We start from the raw sequence: 22,943 nt of genomic DNA, 5'->3' as shown, positions 1-22,943 counted from the left end.
AGGGGGATACCGGCTTCGCCATCGATCCGGCCCTAGCTTGCCGTCTCTTGGAGAGGGCAAGCGGCTTTGAGGCCCAAACGAAAAAAGCCTTCTGTTTCCAGAAGGCTTTTTGTTTGGTTGCGCGAGAAGGATTTGAACCTCCGACCTTTGGGTTATGAGCCCAACGAGCTACCAGACTGCTCCATCGCGCGGTAATTTGTTTCTCAACAGCAGTCGCTGTGTCGATAGGCGCAATTGTAGCCTAAATCGGCCTGTCATGCGGAGCAGTTATATAAACACGCGCTTTTTATGGTTACTGGCTCTGAAATTTGTCGCCCGCCCCGCACTGGGGGCAGCAATTGCCACCCGGGCCAGTCGGTATAGTTGCCGCCCATGGCCAAAGAGAAAACCACTTTCACCTGCAACGCCTGTGGCGGCACCAGCCCGCGCTGGCTGGGCAAATGCCCTGGCTGCGGCGCCTGGAACACCCTGGTCGAGACCGTGGCCGACTCCGCCTCGGGCGGCAAGAACCGCCTGAGCCAGCCCCAGGGCTATGCAGGTCTGGCCAATGCCCAGCCCGTCACCCCGTTGTCGGCCATCGAGGCCCAGGATGTGGCGCGCACGCCCAGCGGTATCGAGGAGCTGGACCGCGTGCTGGGCGGCGGCGTGGTCGAAGGCGGCGTGGTGCTGATTGGCGGAGATCCTGGAATAGGTAAGTCCACACTTCTTTTGCAGGCCATGGATGCATTACATCGTATCGGTCTGCCCACGCTCTATGTGACGGGCGAGGAAAGCGGCGCCCAGGTGGCGCTGCGCTCGCGCCGGCTGGGGCTGGACAACAGCCAGGTCAATGTGCTGGCCGAGATCCAGCTTGAGAAAATCCTGGCCACCGTGGAGGCCACCCAGCCCGCCGTGGTGGTCATCGACTCGATCCAGACCGTGTATTCGGACCAGCTTTCCTCGGCACCGGGATCCGTGGCCCAGGTGCGCGAATGCGCGGCCCATCTGACGCGCGCGGCCAAGACCACGGGCATCACCATCATTTTGGTGGGCCATGTGACCAAGGACGGCGCGCTGGCCGGCCCGCGCGTGCTCGAGCACATGGTGGACACGGTGCTCTATTTCGAAGGCGACACGCACAGCAACTTCCGTCTGGTGCGCGCCATCAAGAACCGCTTTGGCGCCGTCAACGAGATCGGCGTCTTCGCGATGACAGAAAAAGGCCTCAAGGGCGTGACCAACCCCAGCGCCATCTTCCTGAGCCAGCACAGCGAGCCCGTGCCCGGCAGCTGCGTGCTGGTGACACTGGAGGGCACGCGCCCCATGCTGGTGGAAATCCAGGCCCTGGTGGACCAGGGCGGCCCGGCCGCGCGCCGCCTCTCCGTCGGCCTGGACCGCGACCGGCTGGCCATGCTGCTGGCCGTGCTCAACCGCCATGCGGGCGTGGCCTGCGCCGACCAGGATGTCTTCGTCAATGCAGTGGGCGGCGTGCGCATCAATGAGCCTGCAGCCGACCTGGCGGTGATGTTAGCAATCACTTCCAGCCTGCGTGGCAAGTCACTGCCCAAGGGCTTTATCGCGTTTGGCGAGGTCGGTCTGGCCGGCGAGGTGCGCCCCGCCCCTCGCGGTCAGGAGCGACTCAAGGAGGCGGCAAAGTTGGGATTCACTATCGCCGTGGTTCCCAAAGCCAATGCCCCCAAGAAGCCTATCGCCGGCCTGACCATCCATGCCGTGGAGCGCGTTGATGAAGCCATCAACATCGTGCGCGGCATTGGCTGATGTATTTTGATAGCTGCCTACGCTTGTGAAGCATCGACATCAGGTAGTAAATAATCTGAAATCGTTTCTCTAAATACGCATACAGCTACTGTTTTTGAAAACCCCTTGATCACAGCAGCCTGTACGGGCATACGCACTGTCCGCACACTCAAACCCATACCCTCGTATGACAATAAGCCCATGAATTTGCGCAATATTTTGGTTCCCCTGGGCTTGATCGTGCTGGTGATCGCGGCCTACAACTCTGCGGGCTGGCCCGGCGTGGCGGCCGTGGCAGGCGGCATCATCATGTGGGTGCTGCTGCACTTCACGCGCCTGATGTCCATCATGAAGAAGGCGTCGGACCGGCCTATCGGCTATGTGGGCAGCGCCGTGATGCTCAATGCCAAGCTCAAGCCCAAGGCTCCTCTGGTCCATGTGGTGGCCATGACCCGCTCCCTGGGTCAGCGTCTGTCCGAAGAGGGCCAGAGCCCCGAGATCTACCGCTGGACTGACGGTACACAGTCCCATGTGACCTGCGAATTTGTCGCTGGCCGTCTCATGAAGTGGGAGCTGCAGCGTCCCGAGCAAAAGGAAGACTCTGCGGCGGCTGATGCGCAAGCAACAGACCGGACATCTGCCCCGACCTCCCCCTAAAATGGCAGCTTCAGGAGACAAGCGCTGCCGCCGACCCGGCAGCAGCGCCCGCCGAACACACAACCCATAGAGGATGGTTTTATGAGCCCTGTTGTTCCCTCGATGTCCGACCGCGACGGCAAGATCTGGATGGATGGTCAGCTGGTGGAGTGGCGCGATGCCAAGATCCACGTGCTGACCCATACGCTGCACTATGGCTGCGGCGCCTTTGAAGGCGTACGCGCCTATGAAACCGCACAGGGCACGGCCATCTTCCGCCTCGAAGAGCACACCAAGCGCCTGTTCAACAGCGCCAAGATCCTGCGCATGCAGATCCCATTCAGCCAGGAGCAGGTCAACCAGGCTCAGGTCGAGGTGGTCAAGGCCAACGGCCTCAAATCCTGCTATCTGCGCCCGCTGACCTGGATCGGCGACCGCAAGCTGGGTGTCTCGCCCAAGGGCAACACCATCCACCTGATGGTGGCGGCCTGGGCCTGGGGCGCCTATCTGGGCGAGGAAGGCATGCAGCGCGGCATCCGCACCAAGATTTCCAGCTTCACCCGCCACCATGTGAACATCACCATGAGCCAGGCGAAGGCGGTGAGCAACTACACCAATTCCATCCTGGCCAATACCGAGGCTCTGGACGACGGCTACGACGAGGCCATCCTGCTGGACGCATCGGGCTTTGTCTCCGAAGGATCGGGCGAGAACATCTTTGTGATCAAGGATGGCGTGATCTACACCCCCGACCTGTCCGCTGGCGCACTCAACGGCATCACGCGCAACACCGTGCTGCACATCTGCAAGGACCTGGGCCTGGAAGTGGTGCAAAAGCGCATCACCCGCGATGAGCTTTACATTTCGGACGAGCTGTTCTTCACCGGCACCGCCGCAGAAGTCACGCCCATCCGCGAAGTGGACCGCGTGCAGATCGGCGAAGGCCGCCGCGGCCCGATCACCGAGAAAATCCAGGCGGCCTACTTTGACATCGTCAACGGCCGCAATCCCAAGTACGCACACTGGCTGACCTTGGTATAAATCACCCCCTGGGCGGCTTTGCCGCTTCCCCCCGGGGGACAGCACCGTCGCTGCGGGACGGCCCTTGCTTGGTGCATCTGACCTCAATTGCGCCAGTATTTCCGGCCATGCTTCATTATTGAAAACACGAAAGACACGAGAAATGACCACGAATGCCGTCGTCGAACTGGCCGCCAAAGACCTCAACGCACAAGGTGGCGTGTTCTGCCCCAGCCCCAAGGCCGACATGAAGCTGTGGAACAGCCACCCCAAGGTCTATCTGGACGTGGCCAAGACCGGCGACGCCAAATGCCCTTATTGCGGCACGACCTACCGCCTCAAGGCCGGTGAGGTGTTTGCTGGCGGGCATTGAAGCAACCACCGTTCATGAAAGAGGCTCCCGATAGGAGCCTCTTTTTTATGCCTCGGGATTGAGAGCCCGATGCCAGGTGCTGCCTGGCACTGCCCCGCCATGGGCTTTGAACATTTCCGTGAAATGCCGCCTCTCTCCGCCTCTGAGCTTGACGATGGGAGCACTGATCTTCGGCCCCTGAACCCGACACAACTGGGGATACAGCAAATACCATTTCCAGCGCAAGGCATGGTGATAGTAATAAGCCGAGTCCTCGGCCTTGAACAATGCCATGCGTGAATACTGTCTTTGGCGCAGCACCTGCTGTGCCGTGACATGGATCAGCAGGTAATGAGGATCGCCAATGTTCTGCCGGATATCGACCCAATCGGGCTGTGCCTGGAGCCGCTGCAGATAGGCCTCGGTTCCCTCGACAATCAAGGCTTGGTGAAATTCCCGCTGCCAGGCGACGATGAAATCGGAGCCCGCCAAAGCGCCAAATGCCCAGCTTTCGATCACAGGCCTCTGCACCTGGGTGGTGAATTTCTCAAGATAGAAACCCACAAACTCAGTCCTGGAGTCGACGGCTGCCTGCATCCAGCCCAACGAGCGCGTCAGCAGGGTGCTGGCATCCAGCCAGAAGCCTCCATGCAGGGCCACGAGGTACAGGCGCAGCCAGTCAGATTGTTTGGTGGGATGCAGCTCATGGAACCGGGCAGGCAAAGCTTCTTGTGCCACGTACTGTGCCAGGTTGCCAGGATGCACAAGGCATACTTCATAATCCGGACACTGCAAACGCCAGCTCTGGATGCATTCGCGCACAAACGAGTCGGGCTGAGCATGGTTCCAGTAGGTCCACAATTTCTTGGGAATCGCAGCGCCCGGCGACGCCGCTAATTGCGGTGCGGGAGCAGCTACCTTGCCTTCGACAATGACCGGTATTGCGTCGCAATAGCTTGCTGAGGATTTCAGCGTCCGGGGCTGAACCAGCTTCAATGCGCTTTTGAATAATTGGGCAGGAATCCGGGTCATGGTGCGGAGAACAAAAAGAAACAATAGACGCAAATGATCTGTGCAGATTGTCCATCAGAACAATGAACTCACACTCTTTCCCTGAGCCAAAAACTGACGCTACAACGCCGATCCGAATCCTGCACTTCGTGACCGGAGGATTTTCCGGCGCCACCCAGGTCGCGGTAGACCTGAGTCTGGCCGCACTACACACGCCAGGCTATGAAGTTCTGCTGGTGCTGCGCCGCAAGCCCAGCACGGATGAGCGCAAGATCGATGCCCTGCGCCAGCAAGGCCTGCAGGTCAAGGTGGTGTCCAACTGGCTGCATGCACTCACCGTCTGGGAGTTGCGCAAAGTCATTCGAGACTTCAAGCCCGATGCGATGTTCGCCCATGGTTTCAGCGACCATATCTGGGGCAGGCGCGCTGCTGCAGCCGAGGGTGTGGCGCATATCTTTCATGTGGAGCACAACTCGCGTGAGCGCTACACGCCGCGTCGTCTGCGCCAGGCCCTGGCGCTGGAGCCGTTCACCCAGGCCCATATCGGCGTCTCTGAAGGCGTCAGAACCAGTCTGGTCGAACGAGGCTTCCCGGCCGAAAAATGCATTGCCATCTGCAACGGCATCGACCTGACACGCTTTGCTCAAGACGCCATGCCCCAGCTCTGGCAGGAACGCGAGCCGGCCATTTACATGGCGTCGCGCTTTGCGCGCCAGAAAGATCACGACACGCTGATCAGGGCTCTGGCCGCGCTCAGGCAACGCGGCCTGACGCCCACACTCTATCTGGCCGGCGCAGGCAAGAGTTCGCTCAGGGCCAGAGCCGAGCGGCTGGTTGCTGAGCTGGGACTTGAGCAGCAGGTTCGCTTCCTGGGCAATGTCTCGGACCTGCCCCAGCGACTGTCCAGAACTCAGATCTTTGTTCTGGCTACGCACTGGGAAGGCATGCCTCTGGCGCTGGTGGAAGGCATGGCCGCAGGCTGTGCCTGTGTGGTGTCCGATGTCATCGGAGCCCGGGAAGTCGTCACCCCCGAGGTGAACGGCCTGCGGGTGCGGGAGTCAGACCCCGACTCCATGGCAGACGCATTGCAAAGACTGCTCCAGAATCCAGCGCTGGCCCAGAGCCTGGGCACAGCGGCGCGTGTCCACGCACTAAGCCACTACGGACGAGAACAGATGTGGTGCCACTATCAAAGACTGCTGCCGGTCAGCGCTTGAGAACTGCCGTTACAAGAGGCTTTGAAGCCCGAAAGTTCCCCCAGCTCAAAGCCAGCTTCATCTTGAATTTGCGCATTTTTTGCAAACGATTCGCCGGTGCTTCTTTTTGGGCCCAGATGCTGCTGATCTCGCTGGTGTCATCCAGAGAAATGACCGAGGGGTAGACCCCGTACACACGCAGGTCGTTCTCAAACCAGAAGCGAATATCCACATCGACTGGTCTATCGAAGGGAACACGTGCCTCCAGCATCTTGCGGGCACCGGATCGACTGATGACATAACCGGCAGCAAAGCTGGGCACCCGCTGATAGGAGATCAGTTGCAAAGATCCCTGAACCAACGGACCTTGATCCGCGATCTTTTCCGGCTCGCGCCCGTAGAGCTTGATCATGTCCCAGCTGCCATCGGCGGGCAGTGCTTCAATCGCGGCCAGCGCCTGGGGCAAATCTGGCAGAAGCCGCACATCATCCTCGAAGACAACCATGGCAGGAGCGTCGCTATCCATGAGTTGCTGCCATGACCTCAGATGACTGGCGTAACAGCCCTTCTCTCCGTTGCTCAGGGGTTTGAAGTAGCGGCCATGGCTTTGCGGCGCACAGAAGTAACGTTTTTGCTCGGCCTCGGACAGATCCGCCCACCACACTGCAGGCAAGCGCGATGCTGTCAACCCCATTTGCGAGAACTGGGCTGTCATCCGCTCGCGGCGCTTTGCATCCTTGGACAGATTGATAAAGACAATGGGTAATGACGACATACACTTCTGCACCGAATACAAGACCTGCAGTGTAGGTTGAAGCCAACTGCCTCGCAGGAGAACCTGATTGACAACTATGAATGTGCCTACACAAGTCACACCTCGAACCGGCAAGCGGGCGACTGCTCTTGCGCATGCCCTGGATGCCGCCTGCTTTGCATTCTTTGCGTTGAGTCTTTGCGTCCCCTCTGGCTACTCTTACGGATCCACGGCCCTGGCTCTTTTGACTCTCGCCGGTTGTATCGCGGCCCGCCCCCAAGGCCTTGCCAGGCGCGAGACTTTCGTGCTGGCGGGGCTTCTGCTGGTGCTGGGCCTGCTCTGGAGCCTGTCCTTCGACCACTGGTTCTCGGCGGCGGGCTGGGGTTATGGCGCGAAATACGCGCTGGCCGCTCTCTGCCTCTGGTATCTGAGCAAAACAGGTATCCGGCTCACGGCCATTGTCTGGGGCCTGGCTCTGGGGAGTGTGGGTGCTCTGGCGATTGCTGCGTATCAGGCCGGCGTGCTCAAGATGCTACGTGTCTCCGGCTTTACCAATGCCATCCAGTATGGTGGCATCGCCATGTATATGGGTTTTGCCACCTTGTCCCTGGCTTTGCTGGGCCGCTGGAGCAAGTCTCAAACAGCAGCTCTGGGGCTAATGGCTGCATGCGGTATTTATGCGTCCTTTCTTTCCGACTCCCGCGGCTCCTGGGTCGTGATACCGCTGCTGATTGCGGCCATCTGGCTGATGGCATGGCTCAATGGCTACAAGCGTCTGGCCAGCATGACGGCGGCAGCCATGCTGCTGCTCGGGCTGATCGTGGCAGTGCCGGCCTACCAGAAGCTGGAACAACGAAGCAGCGAAGCTGCTCGGGAAGTTTCACAGTATCTGCAAGACCCGCAGAAATATGCAGTGACCTCTGTCGGTCAGCGTCTGGAGCAATGGCGGCTTGCCATACATCTGATCGAACAGCGCCCCTTCAGCGGCTGGGGACTGGCCGGCTATTCTGCAGCCAAGCAGCAAATGGTCGATCAAGGCCTGGCCCACCCTTCGGTCATGGAATATGGGCATGCGCACAATGAAATCCTGGACATGTGGGTCAAGCGCGGGCTGCCGGGTCTGATCCTGCTGCTGGCGTTCTATGCCGTGCCTGCAGCCATTTTCTGGCCCACGCAGCGCCGTCTGGCGCATGCCGATGCGGCGCAGCGCTCCAAGCTGCTGGCTCTGCGCGCGGCCGCCACGCTGCTGCCGCTGGCCTACTTCGGCTTTGGCTGGACCCAGGTGTTCTTCGCGCACAACAGCGGAAACATGTTCTATATTTTCAGCCTCGCCGTGCTCTGGGGCGGTATTTGCAGAATGGAAACCCAGTCTGCAGTCACCAAAACTCAGTCCTGAGACCTGCCCGGCAAACCCAGGGCCAGAGCTCCCAGAGCCCCCTGGCCCAGGGCAAAGACACCATACAAGAGCCCAACCCCAACCGCTAGTACCGCAGGGACTCCGAAGGGAGCCAGGGCTGCCACAGCAGCAGCTTCACGGGTGCCCCAGCCGCCCACACTGACAGGCAGTGCAGCCATCAAAAACACGGGGGCGATGACAAAGGCCCATACGGCCAGCGGCAAATGCAGGCCCAGAGCCATGGCGCCACAGGCCAGCGCACCAGCAGACAGCAATTGCACCAATGCCGAGGATGCGGCTTGCACCCACAGTTGCAGCAGGAAGTTCGGGCTGCTTGCCGCCAAGCGCACAGGCTCCATCCATGCACCAGGCAACTTGAGCCAGTTGCTGCGCAGGCCCTGCAGAGCAGCCCAAGGCAGCAGCAACCACAGCATGATGACGACAAGCAGCAGAGCGATGAAAACCGTGGTGTTCATGTGTATCCAGGGGGCCAGTGTGGAAGCACAGGCCACCGCCCCCAGGCCACCGATCGCGCACAACATCCACAGACCGCTGACGCGATCCAGAATCACCGAAAGATTGCTTGCCGCCTTGGCCTGCCCGGTCTTCTGCAGCGCAATCGCACGATAGACATCACCGCCCACAACAGCGCCAGGCAGCAACACATTCAGGCCAATGGCCTGAAAGTACCAGCGTATGCCAGAGGTCACCGACATCTCGGCCCCGAGCCACCGCGCCATGGCACGCCAGCGCCATGCCGACACAGCGTTCGAGGCAATGGAAATCCCCAAGCCCCCCAGCAACCACCAGGGGCTGGCCTGCTGCAGCCGGCCCCACAGTTGCACAGGGTTGGCTAGATAGACAACGGCGGCCAGCAAAGCGATGCCCATCAGGGCTCGGACAACCGCCTTACGCGCCTTGCTCACAGGACCGTAGTCTCGGTTTTCGCTGTTTTTTCTTCGGGCTTGTGCCTGGCTGCGCTGTAATCCTTGGCGTGGTACTGAAGGCCGCTGCCCGACTCGTAATAGATACGCGTCAGCAGCTCGCCGATCAGGCCCGCTGCGATGAACTGCATGCCCATCAGCACCAGCATGACTCCCGCCATCAAGAGGGGTCGGCCGCCAATCGATTCGCCCATGATCTTCTGTGCCAGCAGCCACAGCAGGATCAGCACGCCAGGCGTTGCCATCCACAGTCCCATGCCGCCAAAGGCATGCAGCGGACGCTGGCGAAAGCGCATGAAAAAGACAATGAAGATCAGATCCAGAATCACCCGGAAGGTGCGATCTATGCCGTATTTGGAAACACCGCGCGTGCGTGCATGGTGACGCACCGGAATCTCCGTGATACGCGCACCGGCATCACGCGCCAGTGAGGGAATGAAGCGGTGCATCTCGCCATAGAGGCGAATGCGGTCAATGATTTCGCGGCGATAGGCCTTCAATGCACAGCCATAGTCATGCAGCTGCACATTGGTAAATTTGGAAATCAGGCGGTTGGCCAGCACCGAGGGCAGGCGGCGCGACAGGGCCTTGTCCTGGCGGTTCTTGCGCCAGCCCGAGATCATGTCCACATCGGGGTCATTTTCCAGACGTTCCAGCAACAGCGGAATATCGCCGGGTTCATTTTGCAGGTCGGCATCCAGCGTGACCACATACCGGCCGCGCACCCGGTCAAAACCGGCCTGCAAGGCACTGGACTGACCGTAGTTGCGCACCAGACAGACGGCACGCACCCAGGGATGCTGTTCGGCCAGCTCGCGCAGACGTCTGGCACTGCCATCCGTCGACCCATCGTCCACCGCAATCAGTTCGTAGCTCAGTGACTGGGTGCGCATGGCCTCGTCAATGCGGGCCACCAGATCGGGCAGATTATCGAACTCGTTATAAACAGGAACAACGATGGAAACTTCGGGATTGGAATCGTGCACGGACGTCATGCTCAATGATTTTGGATAACAGTCACCTATACTAACTGAATACCCTAGGTGCCATTTGCGCCAGGCCCATTGTTTGGCCTGCAAAGCCAAGCGCAATCGTAAGTGCGCACTATCAAAACATGTGCGCCCGCCAAATCCTATGGCATCAAACTCCTCGACTTCTATTCGCCCAGACTGGCAGCAGACCCTTTATGCCAAGCCATGGATATGGCTGGCTCTTTTAGTTTGTGCCCATATCGTTTCCCGTATCAGCATTTCAGCAGGCATGAAATGGGATGAATCCGAACAGATTCTCTGGGCCCAGCAATTGCAGCTGGGTTATGGCCCGCAGCCGCCTCTGTATACCTGGATGCAATGGGCGGTCTGTCAGCTTCTCGGCCCTTCGGTGCTGGCTCTGGCATTGCTCAAACATCTGCTGATTGCCCTGGCCTATTGCCTGGCATGGCTGGCTGGCCGGCAGTTGCTCAATCAAAAAGGTGCCTGGTGGGTTGCCGCAGGTCTGCTGCTGATGCCGCCCTTCGGCTGGGACTCGCTGCGCGACCAGACTCATACGGTGATGGTGACAGCCATGACCATGGGCTTGTGGTGGGCCGTGCTGCGCCAGGTTCAAAAGCCGCAAGCCGTCAATTTTGTCTGGATCGGCCTCTTCTGCGGTCTGGGCATGCTGTCCAAATACAGCTATGCCATGCTCATTGGCGCCTTGTTCGTGGCCTCCATGACGGTGACGCAGGTCCGCTCGGCCATCTTCGCCAGGGGCTGGTGGCTGGCTCCGCTGGTGGGCTTGCTGGTGTTTGCGCCCCATGCCTTCTGGCTGGCCTCGCACTGGGGCATGGCAACCACCGAGACCGTACAGAAGATGTCCATCTCCACCGAGGCTTCGCATCTGAAAGGTCTGGGCAATCTGCTCAAGGCCCTGCTTTCCACCCTGGGCCTATGGCTGATTGCCGCCGTACTCAGCTATCGCTCCAGACTCTGGAAGCCCGGCACCGACGCGTCTTTGCCCAGCCAGGAATGGGCCAGGCCTTTGCTGCGCAACTACCTGCTCATCATTGCCGTCTGCCTGCTGGGCATGGTGCTGGCAGCTGATGTCACGGACTTCAAGCAGCGCTGGATGCTGCCTCTGACGGCTGTTGTACCCTTGGCCCTGTATGTCTGGCGCCCGGCACTGCTGGAACAGGGCGTGGGCCGCATGTTCACCGTCTTCGTCATCGTCTTTGCCCTGATCTTTCTGATCATGGCCACGCTGCGCCCCTGGCAGGGCGGCCGCAAGCACGATCCCGACGAGCTCAACCATCCGGTCAAGACGCTGGCCCAGGAACTGCGCCAGGCCGGTTATGACGGCAAGGGCGTCATCGTCGGCTCGGACCATATGATGGCGGCCATGCTGCATTCGCAGTTCCCGCAAACCTATGCCCTGGGCTGCTCCGATGGCGCCCAGCTGAGGCAGTGCCTGTCTCAGGCCGGCGCCGATACCGCAGGCGGCCTGCTGCTGATCACACGCGCCGACAAGCCCGTCGCGGGCTGGTGGGACGGCATCTTCACCACCCAGGCAAAAACCGCGCTGCAGACACTGAGCATCCCTTTCGAGAAAATGCCTGCCAGCGCAACACCTGCGCAATACCAATATCTCTGGATTGCCCCATGAATCCTGTCCTGATCACCGGCTGTGCCGGCTTTATCGGCATGCATTGCGCCAAGCGACTGCTTGAGCAAGGTGTGGCCGTGGTTGGCATCGACAACCTCAACAACTACTACGATGTGGCGCTCAAGCATGCCCGCCTCGCCGAGTTGCGCCCACACGCCCACTTCCGCTTTGTGGAACTCGATCTGGCGGATCGGCAAGGCATGGCCGACCTGTTTGCCGAGGCAGCCCCCAGCAAAGTTCTGCACCTGGCCGCACAAGCCGGTGTACGCTACTCCATCGATCAGCCCGACGACTACACCGACTCGAATCTGCTGGGCTTTGGCAATGTCCTGCAAGGCTGCCGCAAGCACCAGGTCGAGCATCTGGTCTATGCCAGTAGCTCCAGCGTCTATGGCGGCAACACCAGGATGCCGTTTGCCGAAAGCGACGCGGTGGACCACCCCATCAGCTACTACGCGGCCACCAAGAAGGCCAATGAGCTGATGGCCCATAGCTATGCGCACCTGTACGGCATTCCCACCACAGGCCTTCGCTTCTTCACGGTGTACGGCCCCTGGGGCCGCCCCGACATGGCCTTGTTCAAGTTCACCAAGGCCATGCTGGCCGGCGAGAGCATCGATGTCTATGGCGAAGGCAAGCTGGTGCGCGACTTCACCTATATCGACGATATCGTCGAAGGCATCATGCGCGTGCTGGACAAGCCCGCCACGCCCGATGCCGGCTATGACAGCCGGAATCCCAATCCCGGCACCAGCACCGCGCCCTATCGCATCTTCAATATCGGCAACAACTCGCCCACCGTGCTGATGGACTACATCGCGGCACTGGAGGGCGCCCTGCAAATTACCGCCCGCAAGCAAATGCTCCCCATACAGCCCGGCGACATGCACAGCACCTCGGCCGACACACGTGCCCTGCAAGCCTGGGTCGGCTTCTCGCCAGCCATGCCCGTGGCCACGGGCGTGCAGCATTTTGTGGATTGGTATCGCTCTTTTTATCGCGTATGAAAGTTACTGTCTTTGGTACCGGCTATGTCGGTCTTGTGCAAGGTGCCGTGCTGGCCGATGTCGGCCACCAGGTGCTTTGCGTGGATGTGGATGAGAAGAAAGTCGCGGCACTCAAGGCTGGCCAGATTCCCATCCATGAACCAGGCCTCGATGCACTCGTCATCAACAACCAGCAACTGGGTCGTTTGCAGTTCACCACCAATGCCGCCGAAGGCGTGGCGCACAGCGAGCTGATCTTTCTGGCCGTGGGCACGCCGCCCGACGAAGACGGCAGCGCCGACCTGCAATATGTGCTGGCCGTGGCCCGCACCATCGCCCAGCACATGGACGGACCGCGCATCGTCATCAACAAATCGACTGTGCCCGTGGGCACGGCGGACAAGGTCTCGGCCGTGATTGCCGAAGGCCTTGCGCAGCGCAATCTGCAGCACCCTTTCGATGTGGTGTCGAACCCCGAGTTTCTCAAGGAAGGCGCGGCAGTGGGCGATTGCCAGCGCCCGGACCGCATCATCATAGGCACCGGCAACCCGGCTTCCGAAGCCAAGCTGCGCGAGCTCTACGCTCCCTTCAACCGCAATCGCGACAAGATCGTGATGATGGATGTCCGAAGCGCCGAGCTGACCAAATATGCGGCCAATGCCATGCTGGCGACCAAGATCAGCTTCATGAACGAGATTGCCAACCTGTCGGAAAAGCTGGGTGCCAACGTGGAGGCCGTGCGCCGCGGCATTGGCAGTGACCCGCGCATCGGCTACCACTTCATCTACCCGGGCGTGGGCTATGGCGGCAGCTGCTTTCCCAAGGACGTGAAGGCGCTGATCCACACAGCCAGGGAGGTCAAGTTCGAGCCTCTGCTGCTCAATGCCGTAGAGGACCGCAACCATGCCCAGCGCAATGTGCTGTTCGAGCGCATCAGCGCCTTCTACAGCGGCCAGCTTGAGGGCAAGACCATCGCCGTCTGGGGCCTGGCTTTCAAGCCCAATACCGACGATATGCGCGAAGCGCCCAGCCGCAATCTTCTGGAGTCGCTCTGGGCCGCCGGTGCCAAGGTGAAAGCCTACGATCCCGTTGCCATGAAGGAAGCCCGTCGCATCTACGGCGAGCGTGCCGACCTGGAGCTGGTGGACAGCCCCCTGGCTGCCGTGCAGGATGCAGACAGTCTGGCCATCGTGACCGAATGGCAGATCTTCCGTGCGCCGGACTTCGACCTGCTGGCCACAACACTGAACGACAGAATGATTTTTGACGGCCGCAACCTCTACGAGCCTGCCCTGCCTGCCAGCCATGGCCTGGGCTATGTCTCCATAGGCCGCCCCGCCCAGCAGCCGCGCTGAAACAAAAAGCCCCGCAGGCAGAAACCTGCGGGGCTTTTTTCCGGGCAGCGGCTCAGGACAGCGGCAGGCAGATCACAAAGCTCGCACCGCTGCGGCCGTCCTGGCGCGCCTCGCAGTGCACGGTGCCGCCATGGCGCTCGGCAATCGAGCGCACCAGCGACAGGCCCAGGCCCACGCCGCCGGAGCGCTCGCTGGCCCCGGGCAGGCGATAGAACTTCTCGAAGATACGCTCGCGCTGCGCCTTGGGAACCCCGGGGCCGTGATCCTCGACACGGATCAACGCCATGCCATCCTGTTTGGACAGGGACAGAGTGATCTCGCCCTCGCTGTAGCGGCGCGCATTCTCCAGCAGATTGCGCACGGCACGGCGCAGCAGTTTCGCGATCCCCTGCACCTCAAGCGGACCATCGGTCTGCATCTCCAGATCGGCATCGATGCGCGCGCACTCCTCGGCCGCCAGACCGATCAGATCGACCGACTCCACCGTGCCCACATCGACCTCGCTGGAATCCAGGCGGCTGGCCAGCAGGATCTCGTCGACCAGTTGGTCAAGCTCGCCAATATTGCGCTGAATCTCGGCCTTGGCGCGTGCACTGGCCGGGTCGTCACCCATGAACTCCAGGCCCATGCGGATGCGCGTCAACGGCGAGCGCAGTTCATGCGAGGCATTGGCCAACAGAGATTTGTGAGAGGTCATCAAGGTCTCTATGCGCGCTGCAGCAGCGTTGAACTGGTGCGCCAGATCCGCCACCTCGTCATGCCCATGCTCGGGCACGCGCACCGACAGATCACCCTCGCCAAAGCGCTTGACGCCGCGCTGCAGGTTTTCCAGACGCTTGAGCAGACGGCGAATGATGGGGAACACACCCACAACCACCGCCACGCCGACCAGGCCCAGCATCCACAGAAAGCCGAATGGCGGCCGCAGCCAGAAGGCGACGGCACCGTCACGCGGGGGAGGGCGGCCCTCACGCCACTCGCGTGGCGCCATCCATAGCTCATAGACCTGCCCGTCTCTGGCGGCAATTTCAAAACGCACGCCATCCACGGGCGAGCCGGAGATGCGGTTGCCACGTCCCTCCACCAGCACCTCGCCCTCAGGGCCCTTGAGCACCATCTCGCGCGAGGGAGGCGTGGTGCTGTTCTGTGCGCGCTGCTCTTCAGCAATATTCCAGGCCCAGGCCACACACAGCGTGAGCACGGCCACGCCGACCACCACGGCCAGCCAGATGCGCAGATAGAGGCGCTGGGAGAAGATGTGCAGCAGCTTCATCAGTCTTGCTGCTTGGCAAAGACATAGCCCACGCCGCGCACCGTGAGAATGCGCTTGGGAGCCTTGGGGTCGGCCTCGATGGCGGCGCGGATGCGGCCCATGTGCACGTCGATGGAGCGGTCGAAGGCCTCCAGTTCGCGGCCGCGCACGGCTTCCATGATCTGGTCGCGCGTCAGAACGCGACCGGCGCGCTCGGCCAGTGCCACGAGCAGGTCGAACTGGTAGGAAGTGAGATCGGCCTGCTGCTCGCCCACCGACACGGTGCGGGCATCACGATCGATTTCCAGGCTGCCGAAGCGCATGACGGCATTGGCGGGGGCCGCCTGGCTCTCGCTGCCTTTACGGCGCAGGATGGCGCGAATGCGGGCCAGCAGCTCGCGCGGCTCGAAAGGCTTGGGCAGATAGTCGTCGGCGCCCAGCTCCAGACCGATGATGCGGTCCATGGGATCACCCTTGGCGGTCAGCATCAGCACCGGGACCTGTGCGGGGGCACCAGGCATGGAACGTATGCGGCGGCAGACTTCGAGACCGTCCATATCGGGCAGCATCAGGTCCAGGATCACCAGATCGGGCAGCTCGACCGAGCCGCCATCGCCGGGCTGCAGCTGTTCCAGGCCGCTTTTGCCGTCAGCCATATGGGTCACTTCCAGGCCGTTATTGCCCAGGTAATCGCTCACCATTTGCGCCAGGCGAACGTCGTCCTCAATCATCAGAAGTTGGTGCGTGCTCATAGGGGGCAGTGTAGTCATGCTCGCGCCTCGGTATTTCTTCAAGACGCCATGCTGCAGCACGCAGGTGACCTGCTCTTGTCTGGTGCGTAAAGTTGGGTAAACGCCGAGTCGCTCAAAAACAATAGCTGTCAGTGCTTGTTCATCAAGCGTCAGAGCCAATTTTTACTCTGGATGCCAGGAAAATCAGCAGCAGCACGGGGAAGCCCATCAACGCCGTGGTGTGGAAAAACGCCTCGTAACCATAAGCATCGACAAACGCCCCCGAGAAACCCGCCAGCCACTTGGGGGCCAGCAGCATCATCGAACTGAACAGCGCATATTGCGTGGCCGAGTACTGCACGTTGGTCAGGCCCGAGAGATAGGCGATGAAGGCCGCCGAGGCGATTCCCCCGGCGAGATTGTCGGCGCTGACCACCCAGACCAGCGCCGAGACATCGTGGCCGCGCGTAGCCAGCCAGGCAAACAGAATATTGGTGCATGCCGACAGCACGGCGCCCAGCATCAGCACGCGCATCACGCCCCAGCGCACCGCCATGGTGCCGCCCACAAAGCCACCCAGCAGCGTCATGATGACGCCGAACACCTTGGTCACGGCAGCCACCTCTTCCTTGGTATAGCCCATGTCCACATAGAACGGATTGGCCATGATGCCCATGACCACGTCGCTCACGCGATACAGACCAATCAGCGCCAGCAGAAGCAACGCCTGCCAGCGGTAGCGGCCTATGAAGTCGGCAAACGGAGCGATCAGCGCGCCCTTGATCCACTCGGCCGCATTGCGTGCCGGTGCCATGGGACGAGCTTCAGGCTCGGGCGATAGCAGCACCGTGATCATGCCCACCAGCATGCTCGCCGCCATGGCCGTGTAGGCCACATGCCAGGCCTGCACCATATAGCCCTGCACATCACCTTGAACCTGGGCCGCCACCCACAGCACGCCGGCGCCAGCCCAGATCATGGCCAGGCGATAGCCGGTCTGGTAGGTGGCCGCCAGAGCCGCCTGATCGTCGACCTTGGCGGACTCGATGCGATAGGCATCGAGCGCGATATCCTGCGTAGCCGAGCCGAAAGCCACCAGCACCGCGCATAACACCAGCGGCTGCAGGGATTGCTTGGGGTCCATGAAGGACATGCCGAGCAGGCCCGCCACGATCAGCAGCTGCGAAAACAACAGCCAACTGCGGCGACGCCCCAGCATGCGCGTCAGTGCAGGCAAGGGCAAGCGGTCCACCAGCGGAGACCACACCCATTTGAAGGCATAGGCCAGACCCACCCAGCTCAGGAAGCCAATCGTCGTGCGATCGATATCGGCTTCGCGCAGCCAGAAGCTCAAGGTACCCAGTACCAGCAACAGCGGCAGGCCGGCCGAAAAACCCAAAGCCAGCATGCGCAGGCTGGTGGGCTGGGCATAGACCTTGAAGGCCTGGCTCCAGCTGCGCTTGGGCTTGATGACGACATCTGCGGAGGAGGGGTTGCGACTTGTTTGGGACGACTCGGTCATGGTCTGGTTCTCTGAGGCAGAGGGCATTATCGGTTGCCCACGCCAGTCACCGGGCGCTACCATTGGCCGGATCACCGTCTCTTTCTGTAAGCAAGCAAGATTAGCCATGAGCCGTGACACCGCATCCCCGCACCCCGTGCTTGACCAGGCACAGGCATCGGTGCGCAGCTACAGCGGCGAGCATCAGGCCCATGCCCATGACCATGCCCAGATTCTGTTTGCGCTGCAGGGCCGCATGGAGCTGGAGGTGGGTGGCAGGCCCAGCTTTGTGGACAGCGCCTGCGGCATGGTCATACCCGCAGGTACCGGCCACGGCTATCTGGCAGCACCGCAAACCCAGGTGCTGGTGATCGATGCGCCCATGATCCAGGGGCTGGACAAGCTGCGCCGCTTTGCCGTGCCCCCGGCGTTGCGCTTTCCGCAATCAAGCCTGTCAGCCGCCGCGCAGATGGCGCTGGTGCTGCAGGCTCCCACCTTGCTGCAACGTCGCGGCATGGATCTGCTGTGGCTGCAGCGCCAAGTGCAGGCGGCTTTGCATGAAAGCTGGCCCACGGCCCGGCTGGCGGACCTGGTGCATCTGAGCGTGGCCCAGTTCCATGCCCGTTTCGTGGAGCTGACGGATCGCACGCCGCAGGACTGGCTTCGCGGCCTGCGTCTGGACGCTGCCGTGCTGCAGCTCAGAAAGGGGGCGGCACTCGAAGCGACCGCGCTGCGCTGCGGCTACGCATCGGCCAGCGCCCTGGCCTATGCATTGCGGCGCGAGCGCGGCCTGACATCGCGCCAGTTGCGTGAGCGCCGCTGAGCCGCCCCCTCACTTCAAGCGTTTCTCGACAGATGGGTGGCCCGGGCCCGCGCATGATGGCTCACTCATGTCTGTCACTTCCGCTATCTCTTCCCCATCACCCCGCAGCGCCTTGGGCCCTGTCGGCCTGGTGCTGGCCGCCGCCATGCTCTGGGGCACCACGGGCACGGCACAGCATTTCGCGCCTGCACAGCTCTCGCCCTACTGGGTGGGCGGCCTGCGCATGGTCATGGCCGCGCTGTTCTTTGGCGCGCTGGCGCTGCTGCTGGACCGAGGCCATGCGCGCCAGCCCATGCGCTGGGCGCGCATCGTGTTCTGCGGCCTCTGCATGGCCATCTACAACCTCAGCTTCTTTGCCGGCGTCAAGGCCAGCGGCGTAGCCCTGGGTACGGCGCTGGCCATAGGCAGCGGTCCCATCTGGGCCGGCCTGATGCAGGCCGTGGTGCAAAAGCGCATGCCCAGTCTCCAATGGTGGCTGGGTACCTGCACCGGCGTGGGCGGAGGCATTGTCATGGCGCTGGCCGCCACCGACAGACAGCATCTGCCATGGGCGGGCATGGCCCTGTGTCTGCTCGCCGGTCTGTCCTATGCCGCCTACGCGCTGGTCAACCAGGCACTGGTGCTGCAATCGCGCGTGGCCACGGTCAATGCCTGGGTGTTTGCCTGCGCGGCCCTGCTGTCACTGCCCGTTTCGGCCTGGCTGGGCGGGCCGCTGCAGATCAGCGCCAGCGGCTGGGCAGTGGTGATCTATCTGGGCATGTTCGCCACGGGCTTTGCCTATCTGCTGTTCTCCGTGGGCCTGCGCGGCATGTCTGCCGCGACCGGCGTGGCACTGAGCAAGGCCGAGCCGATCACCGCTTTTGCGCTGTCGCTGTTGGTGGTTGGCGAGCGCCCCGCCTGGTGGTCCGTGATCGGTCTGCTCGGCGTGATCGGCGGTCTGTGGCTGGTAGTACAGGCAGAGCGCAAGACTGCAGAAACCGTCTGACCCGAGGCAGACTACAGCTCGCATAGACTTGGCGCTTATGCACGCCCTCATCTCATCCCTGCGCCTGCCCGCCACCCGCAACTGCCTGCTGCCCGCACTGGTCTGTGCTGCGCTGATGCACGCGCCAGCGCATGCGCAGGTGGAGGTCGGCAAAGCATCGGTGATGCGCCAGCTGGTGCCGGCCGAGACGCTGGAAAACTCTGCGACCCAGCAATACCAGGAGCTGCTGCAAAAGGCCAAGGCCCAGGGCGCGCTGGCAGACGCCGGCAACCCGCAGCTGCAGCGCCTGCGCAGCATTGCCCAGCGCCTCATCCCTTATGCCGCGCAATGGAACCCGCGCGCCAGCCAATGGCGCTGGGAAGTCAACCTCATAGGCAGCAAGCAGATCAACGCGTTCTGCATGCCCGGCGGCAAGATCGCCTTCTACACAGGCATCATCGACCAGCTCAAGCTGACGGACGACGAGATCGCCATGATCATGGGCCACGAGATGGCCCATGCCCTGCGCGAGCATTCGCGCGAGCAACTGGCCAAGAACCAGGCCACCAGCATAGGCATATCGCTGGGCGCGCAATTGCTGGGTCTGGGCGATATCGGCAATGCCGCTGCACGCCTGGGCGGGCAATTGCTCAGCCTCAAGTTCAGCCGCAATGACGAAAGCGATGCCGACCTGGTCGGACTGGAACTGGCCGCACGCGCCGGCTACAACCCGCAGGCCGCCGTGAGTCTGTGGCGCAAGATGGGTCAGGCCACGGGCGAAGGCGGCATAGGCTTTCTCTCCACTCACCCTACAGGCCCCGATCGCATACGCCAGCTGGAGGGTAACGTGCCGCGCGTCATGGGCTTGTACGAGCAGGCACGCAGGCGCTGAACACCAGCGACAAGGCGGCTGAAAACCCGCTTTGCGTCAGCCATGCTGCGCTCTATATTGGCCTGTGACGAGCGCACAGCCACAGGAGTGATCGCATGCAGGCCCTGGACACCCATGACGTCTTCAACCAGTTCGATGAGCTGACCGGCATCAATCTGCTGCAGGCCGATGCGGCCTTGCAGGAAGTGCTGCAGCGCCAGCAGGCGCAGGGCTTTGTGCCGGCTCTGAACCGCTTTGCGCAACAGCTTGGCGAGAAGCACAACTGGGAGCATGCCGAACTCGCCAACCGCCATACGCCCGAGCTGCAGCGTTTTGACGCACGCGGGCGTGTGCTAGATGCCGTGGAATTCCACCCCAGCTGGCACCGCCTCATGGAGCTGTATCGCAAACAGGGCCTGATCTCCTTGCCCTTTGAGAGCCCAAGCCGCGGCCGCTGGAGCGCCTGGGCCGCCGGCTTTTACCTGCACGGCCAGGTGGAGCAAGGCACGCTATGCCCAGCCACCATGACCACCGCGGCCATCCCCGTGCTGCAAAAAGAGCCGCAGCTGTGGAGCCAGTTGCAGGCCCGGTTGTTCAGCCACGAGTACGACGCACGCGATCTGCCCTTGAGCCAGAAAAAATCCATCTGGATAGGCATGGGCATGACGGAGAAACAGGGCGGCTCGGACGTGCGCGCCAACACCACGGTGGCTCGCCCCGTGCATGAGGGAGGTCGCGGCGGCGAGTATCTGCTGCGCGGCCACAAATGGTTTTTCTCGGCCCCCATGTGCGACGCCCATCTGGTGGTGGCTCGCATGGCCACGGCAAGCGGTGAGCTCGGCGGTCATGCCTGCTTTTTCGTGCCGCGCTGGCGCCCTGACGGAAGCAAGAACCCCGTGCGTGTGCAGCGCCTCAAGGACAAGGTAGGCAACCGCAGCAACTCCAGCTCGGAAGTAGAACTGCAGGACGCCTGGGGCATTCTCATGGGCGAGGAAGGCCGAGGCATTCCCACCATCATCGAAATGGCCAGCTACACGCGGCTGAACTGCGTGCTGGGCAGCGCGGCCATTTTGCGCAGCGCAACCGTGCAGTCGATTGCCTATGCGCGCCAGCGCTCGGCCTTTGGTAGACATCTCGCGGATCAGCCGCTGATGGCCACCGTGCTCGCGGACCTGGCACTCGAAAGCGAAGCCTCCATGCAGCTCGCCATGCATCTGGCTCAGGCCTATGAGCTGGAGGCCGAAGGCGATCTGGTGGCCCGCGCCTGGAAGCGCATCATGACTCCGGCCGCCAAGTTCTGGGTCTGCAAGCGCTCGGTGGAGATCACGGGCGAAGCCATGGAGGTCTTTGGCGGCAACGGCTATGTACAGGACAGCATAGTCGCGCGCCTGTTCCGCGAAGCGCCGGTCAACTCCATCTGGGAAGGCTCTGGAAATGTGATGTGTCTCGATGTGCTGCGCGCCATGGGCCGAGAGCCCGAGGCCACGCGCCTGCTGTTGCAGGATCTCAGCGATATGGCTGCCGGCCAGCCCCTGTTGACGTCCACGGCGCAATCGCTGGCCAAACGCCTGTCCGTTTCCCCCGAGGCACTGGAGCCGCAGGCCCGCCGACTGGTGCAGGACTTGTGTCTGCTGGCCCAGGCCTGCCTCCTGCACAGGCACGCGCCCGCCCCCATGGCCGATGGCTTCATCCACACCCGCCTGGGCGCGCAGAACGGGGCCATGGTGGTCGGAGCATTCGACCCGGCTGGGCTGGACATCGCCGCCGTGCTGGAGCGTGCCCTGCCCCTGTGAATACCGTCAGGCTGCGACCAGCACTTTCAGCTGCTTGAGGCTTTGCGCCACGCTCTTTCCGCTGGTGTCCAGCACATGGTCGGCCTTGGAATAAAAGGCGGATCGGCCGTCCAGAATCCGGCGCAAATCATCCATGGCCTCGGGATTGGCCGCCATGGGCCGCGTGTCGCCCTGGGCCACGACACGGCTCATATGCTCATCGGGCTGGGCCTGCAACCAGACTGTGGTGCAATGGCTGAGCAACTCGTTGAAGGTTGCGGGGTCTGACACGATGCCGCCCGGGGTGGCAATCACCACATCGCTGTAGATCTGCACGGCCTCTTCGAGTGCACGGCGCTCGTAACGACGATAGGCGCCCGCTCCATAGAGGTCATAAATCTCGCGCACGCTGCAACCGGCCACTCGCTCGATCTCCTGGTTCAGCTCGAGAAACGGCACATTCAGCTGCTCGGCCAGCATACGCCCCAGCGTGGACTTGCCCGCGCCACGCAGGCCTATCAGGGCAATGCGCGAAGCCCGGTGCGGATCGCCCATGGGCGCCGTTCCCAGAATCTCTCCGGCCGCCAGTCGCACGCGCTGCAAATCGGCCTCGCTGCGGCCTTCCAGCAATTCGCGCAGCAACAGCCATTCGGCACTGGCCGTCGTCACATCGCCCAGCAGCTCGGCCATGCTGCACTGAAGTGCATGCGCGATCTGCTGCAGCACCAGGATGGAGACATTGCCCGTGCCGTATTCGAGATTGGCCAGATGGCGCTCGGACACCACGGCCGCCGAAGCCAGCCCGCGGCGCGTGAGACCGCGACGCGCACGCAGATTGCGCACCCTCTCGCCCAAGGCCTGCAGCAACGGGCTTTTGCCCGCTTCATCCCCTTCCGCAACCGACGCGGATGCCATGTCTAACTGATCCATAAAGCTCCTCAGAGGCCGTGAATGATAAACAGTCGGGGTTAACGCGAATCATGCAATATATTGCTTGACACT

21 protein-coding genes and 1 tRNA gene are annotated in these 22,943 nt (G+C 62.0%); 13 read left to right on the top strand and 9 right to left on the bottom strand.

What is annotated here, in order from left to right; translation table 11 throughout:
- Positions 1–114: 114 nt before the first annotated feature.
- Positions 115–191: transfer RNA gene (locus tag CSE6_RS06115), tRNA-Met, on the bottom strand.
- A gap of 181 nt (positions 192–372) precedes the next feature.
- Between CSE6_RS06115 and radA the strand changes: the two genes are divergently transcribed.
- From radA to CSE6_RS06095, 4 genes are all read left to right on the top strand, one after another.
- Positions 373–1,758 (top strand): DNA repair protein RadA, encoded by a 1,386-nt coding sequence (gene radA, locus CSE6_RS06110; RefSeq protein WP_012836620.1) that lies wholly within the window; start codon positions 373–375, stop codon positions 1,756–1,758.
- Between the two features lie 180 nt (positions 1,759–1,938).
- A complete protein-coding gene (locus CSE6_RS06105) occupies positions 1,939–2,394 on the top strand; it encodes a hypothetical protein (protein ID WP_034351309.1) in 456 nt (151 codons plus the stop codon).
- A gap of 81 nt (positions 2,395–2,475) precedes the next feature.
- A complete protein-coding gene (locus CSE6_RS06100; RefSeq protein ID WP_034382721.1) occupies positions 2,476–3,414 on the top strand; it encodes a branched-chain amino acid transaminase in 939 nt (312 codons plus the stop codon).
- A 142-nt stretch (positions 3,415–3,556) separates the two neighbouring features.
- Positions 3,557–3,766: a zinc-finger domain-containing protein gene (locus tag CSE6_RS06095; RefSeq protein WP_003059801.1), complete on the top strand. Its 210-nt coding sequence runs from the start codon at positions 3,557–3,559 to the stop codon at positions 3,764–3,766.
- A 45-nt stretch (positions 3,767–3,811) separates the two neighbouring features.
- On the opposite strand, the gene CSE6_RS06090 is transcribed toward CSE6_RS06095, so the two are convergent.
- Positions 3,812–4,777 (bottom strand): glycosyltransferase family 32 protein, encoded by a 966-nt coding sequence (locus CSE6_RS06090; RefSeq protein ID WP_174447077.1) that lies wholly within the window; start codon positions 4,775–4,777, stop codon positions 3,812–3,814.
- A 62-nt stretch (positions 4,778–4,839) separates the two neighbouring features.
- Between CSE6_RS06090 and CSE6_RS06085 the strand changes: the two genes are divergently transcribed.
- A complete protein-coding gene (locus CSE6_RS06085) occupies positions 4,840–5,973 on the top strand; it encodes a glycosyltransferase (RefSeq protein ID WP_059440092.1) in 1,134 nt (377 codons plus the stop codon).
- Here CSE6_RS06085 and CSE6_RS06080 read toward each other — a convergent pair.
- Positions 5,963–6,727 (bottom strand): glycosyltransferase family 25 protein, encoded by a 765-nt coding sequence (locus CSE6_RS06080; protein WP_034351307.1) that lies wholly within the window; start codon positions 6,725–6,727, stop codon positions 5,963–5,965. The genes CSE6_RS06085 and CSE6_RS06080 overlap by 11 nt on opposite strands.
- 76 nt (positions 6,728–6,803) lie before the next feature.
- Here CSE6_RS06080 and CSE6_RS06075 point away from each other — a divergent pair, with 76 nt between their 5' ends.
- Entirely contained in the window at positions 6,804–8,102 is a 1,299-nt protein-coding gene (locus CSE6_RS06075) for an O-antigen ligase (protein WP_059440091.1), read from the top strand.
- On the opposite strand, the gene CSE6_RS06070 is transcribed toward CSE6_RS06075, so the two are convergent.
- Entirely contained in the window at positions 8,093–8,992 is a 900-nt protein-coding gene (locus CSE6_RS06070) for a lysylphosphatidylglycerol synthase transmembrane domain-containing protein (protein ID WP_193751094.1), read from the bottom strand. The genes CSE6_RS06075 and CSE6_RS06070 overlap by 10 nt on opposite strands.
- Before the next feature lie 32 nt (positions 8,993–9,024).
- Complete coding sequence (locus CSE6_RS06065; RefSeq protein WP_034351303.1) at positions 9,025–10,041, bottom strand: glycosyltransferase family 2 protein; 1,017 nt, start codon at positions 10,039–10,041, stop codon at positions 9,025–9,027.
- 265 nt (positions 10,042–10,306) lie between these two features.
- Here CSE6_RS06065 and CSE6_RS06060 point away from each other — a divergent pair, with 265 nt between their 5' ends.
- The 3 genes from CSE6_RS06060 to CSE6_RS06050 are packed head-to-tail and all read left to right on the top strand — an operon-like array spanning position 10,307 to position 14,027.
- Positions 10,307–11,686 (top strand): glycosyltransferase family 39 protein, encoded by a 1,380-nt coding sequence (locus tag CSE6_RS06060; protein WP_059440090.1) that lies wholly within the window; start codon positions 10,307–10,309, stop codon positions 11,684–11,686.
- On the top strand, positions 11,683–12,693 hold the full coding sequence (locus tag CSE6_RS06055) for an NAD-dependent epimerase (protein WP_059440089.1): 1,011 nt from the start codon (positions 11,683–11,685) through the stop codon (positions 12,691–12,693). Before CSE6_RS06060 ends, CSE6_RS06055 begins: the two co-directional genes overlap by 4 nt.
- Complete coding sequence (locus CSE6_RS06050; protein ID WP_059440088.1) at positions 12,690–14,027, top strand: UDP-glucose/GDP-mannose dehydrogenase family protein; 1,338 nt, start codon at positions 12,690–12,692, stop codon at positions 14,025–14,027. The genes CSE6_RS06055 and CSE6_RS06050 overlap by 4 nt, the downstream gene beginning before the upstream one ends.
- A gap of 52 nt (positions 14,028–14,079) precedes the next feature.
- On the opposite strand, the gene CSE6_RS06045 is transcribed toward CSE6_RS06050, so the two are convergent.
- The 3 genes from CSE6_RS06045 to CSE6_RS06035 all read right to left on the bottom strand — a co-directional run bounded on the left by CSE6_RS06045 (position 14,080) and on the right by CSE6_RS06035 (position 17,532).
- A complete protein-coding gene (locus CSE6_RS06045; protein ID WP_034351296.1) occupies positions 14,080–15,300 on the bottom strand; it encodes an ATP-binding protein in 1,221 nt (406 codons plus the stop codon).
- Positions 15,300–16,049: a response regulator gene (locus tag CSE6_RS06040; protein ID WP_034351293.1), complete on the bottom strand. Its 750-nt coding sequence runs from the start codon at positions 16,047–16,049 to the stop codon at positions 15,300–15,302. Before CSE6_RS06040 ends, CSE6_RS06045 begins: the two co-directional genes overlap by 1 nt.
- A gap of 124 nt (positions 16,050–16,173) precedes the next feature.
- The gene (locus tag CSE6_RS06035; RefSeq protein WP_034351291.1) at positions 16,174–17,532 is read right to left on the bottom strand and encodes an MFS transporter; all 1,359 of its coding nucleotides are present in this window, start codon (positions 17,530–17,532) and stop codon (positions 16,174–16,176) included.
- 106 nt (positions 17,533–17,638) lie between these two features.
- Here CSE6_RS06035 and CSE6_RS06030 point away from each other — a divergent pair, with 106 nt between their 5' ends.
- The 4 genes from CSE6_RS06030 to CSE6_RS06015 all read left to right on the top strand — a co-directional run bounded on the left by CSE6_RS06030 (position 17,639) and on the right by CSE6_RS06015 (position 21,962).
- A complete protein-coding gene (locus tag CSE6_RS06030) occupies positions 17,639–18,334 on the top strand; it encodes an AraC family transcriptional regulator (RefSeq protein WP_034389906.1) in 696 nt (231 codons plus the stop codon).
- 112 nt (positions 18,335–18,446) lie between these two features.
- The gene (locus tag CSE6_RS06025; RefSeq protein ID WP_080746055.1) at positions 18,447–19,319 is read left to right on the top strand and encodes a DMT family transporter; all 873 of its coding nucleotides are present in this window, start codon (positions 18,447–18,449) and stop codon (positions 19,317–19,319) included.
- A gap of 37 nt (positions 19,320–19,356) precedes the next feature.
- Entirely contained in the window at positions 19,357–20,190 is an 834-nt protein-coding gene (locus tag CSE6_RS06020) for a M48 family metallopeptidase (RefSeq protein ID WP_034382704.1), read from the top strand.
- 95 nt (positions 20,191–20,285) lie between these two features.
- Positions 20,286–21,962, top strand: coding sequence for an acyl-CoA dehydrogenase family protein (locus CSE6_RS06015; RefSeq protein ID WP_034382702.1), 1,677 nt, complete (start codon positions 20,286–20,288; stop codon positions 21,960–21,962).
- A 6-nt stretch (positions 21,963–21,968) separates the two neighbouring features.
- On the opposite strand, the gene CSE6_RS06010 is transcribed toward CSE6_RS06015, so the two are convergent.
- Positions 21,969–22,871 carry a helix-turn-helix transcriptional regulator gene (locus CSE6_RS06010; RefSeq protein ID WP_034351280.1) on the bottom strand — a complete coding sequence of 301 codons (903 nt, stop codon included), beginning with the start codon at positions 22,869–22,871 and terminating at the stop codon, positions 21,969–21,971.
- Positions 22,872–22,943: the final 72 nt, after the last annotated feature.

The sequence above is a fragment of the Comamonas sp. E6 genome, from assembly GCF_001010305.1.
Taxonomy (GTDB): domain Bacteria; phylum Pseudomonadota; class Gammaproteobacteria; order Burkholderiales; family Burkholderiaceae_C; genus Comamonas; species Comamonas thiooxydans.
Note: the sequence above shows the minus strand (reverse complement) of the source record. Positions and strands in the feature narration are given on the sequence as shown.

Excerpts from the sequence above, each read along its gene's own strand:
- radA (WP_012836620.1), top strand. The coding sequence starts at position 373 with ATGGCCAAAGAGAAAACCACTTTCACCTGCAACGCCTGTGGCGGCACC.
- CSE6_RS06105 (WP_034351309.1), top strand. The coding sequence starts at position 1,939 with ATGAATTTGCGCAATATTTTGGTTCCCCTGGGCTTGATCGTGCTGGTG.
- CSE6_RS06100 (WP_034382721.1), top strand. The coding sequence starts at position 2,476 with ATGAGCCCTGTTGTTCCCTCGATGTCCGACCGCGACGGCAAGATCTGG.
- CSE6_RS06095 (WP_003059801.1), top strand. The coding sequence starts at position 3,557 with ATGACCACGAATGCCGTCGTCGAACTGGCCGCCAAAGACCTCAACGCA.
- CSE6_RS06090 (WP_174447077.1), bottom strand. The coding sequence starts at position 4,777 with ATGACCCGGATTCCTGCCCAATTATTCAAAAGCGCATTGAAGCTGGTT.
- CSE6_RS06085 (WP_059440092.1), top strand. The coding sequence starts at position 4,840 with ATGAACTCACACTCTTTCCCTGAGCCAAAAACTGACGCTACAACGCCG.
- CSE6_RS06080 (WP_034351307.1), bottom strand. The coding sequence starts at position 6,727 with ATGTCGTCATTACCCATTGTCTTTATCAATCTGTCCAAGGATGCAAAG.
- CSE6_RS06075 (WP_059440091.1), top strand. The coding sequence starts at position 6,804 with ATGAATGTGCCTACACAAGTCACACCTCGAACCGGCAAGCGGGCGACT.
- CSE6_RS06070 (WP_193751094.1), bottom strand. The coding sequence starts at position 8,992 with ATGGGCATCGCTTTGCTGGCCGCCGTTGTCTATCTAGCCAACCCTGTG.
- CSE6_RS06065 (WP_034351303.1), bottom strand. The coding sequence starts at position 10,041 with ATGACGTCCGTGCACGATTCCAATCCCGAAGTTTCCATCGTTGTTCCT.
- CSE6_RS06060 (WP_059440090.1), top strand. The coding sequence starts at position 10,307 with ATGAAATGGGATGAATCCGAACAGATTCTCTGGGCCCAGCAATTGCAG.
- CSE6_RS06055 (WP_059440089.1), top strand. The coding sequence starts at position 11,683 with ATGAATCCTGTCCTGATCACCGGCTGTGCCGGCTTTATCGGCATGCAT.
- CSE6_RS06050 (WP_059440088.1), top strand. The coding sequence starts at position 12,690 with ATGAAAGTTACTGTCTTTGGTACCGGCTATGTCGGTCTTGTGCAAGGT.
- CSE6_RS06045 (WP_034351296.1), bottom strand. The coding sequence starts at position 15,300 with ATGAAGCTGCTGCACATCTTCTCCCAGCGCCTCTATCTGCGCATCTGG.
- CSE6_RS06040 (WP_034351293.1), bottom strand. The coding sequence starts at position 16,049 with ATGACTACACTGCCCCCTATGAGCACGCACCAACTTCTGATGATTGAG.
- CSE6_RS06035 (WP_034351291.1), bottom strand. The coding sequence starts at position 17,532 with ATGACCGAGTCGTCCCAAACAAGTCGCAACCCCTCCTCCGCAGATGTC.
- CSE6_RS06030 (WP_034389906.1), top strand. The coding sequence starts at position 17,639 with ATGAGCCGTGACACCGCATCCCCGCACCCCGTGCTTGACCAGGCACAG.
- CSE6_RS06020 (WP_034382704.1), top strand. The coding sequence starts at position 19,357 with ATGCACGCCCTCATCTCATCCCTGCGCCTGCCCGCCACCCGCAACTGC.
- CSE6_RS06015 (WP_034382702.1), top strand. The coding sequence starts at position 20,286 with ATGCAGGCCCTGGACACCCATGACGTCTTCAACCAGTTCGATGAGCTG.
- CSE6_RS06010 (WP_034351280.1), bottom strand. The coding sequence starts at position 22,871 with ATGGATCAGTTAGACATGGCATCCGCGTCGGTTGCGGAAGGGGATGAA.